Genomic DNA, 253 nt, shown 5'->3' on the forward strand with positions numbered 1-253 from the left:
AAAAAACCGCGTTCCACCATAAAACGCTTAACTCTTGAGGATATCACAATGGCACAACTACCCGCACTGTTTCTGTCGGCGACCGAGTTCGCCAAAACCCATCAAATGGGGGTTAAGCAAGTCTATAAACGCCTTGATTTAGGTGATCTTCCAGAAGTGGAAAGAGAGGCCGAGGTTGGCAAACGCTATGTAAACCTGGTTCTGCTGGCTGAATGGCTAAGAGAGGGCAAGGTAACGCTTTCGAATTTGAGTA

Annotated in this window: 1 protein-coding gene; it reads left to right on the top strand. The window is 47.0% G+C overall.

Annotation, left to right across the window (positions count from 1 at the left end; all coding sequences use genetic code 11):
* Positions 1-48 precede the first annotated feature (48 nt).
* Positions 49-253 (top strand): hypothetical protein (locus IQQ51_RS15020; RefSeq protein WP_193841500.1); only part of this gene is annotated, 205 nt, incomplete at its 3' end.

This window comes from Vibrio sp. OPT18, from assembly GCF_015163615.1.
GTDB lineage: Bacteria > Pseudomonadota > Gammaproteobacteria > Enterobacterales > Vibrionaceae > Vibrio > Vibrio coralliirubri.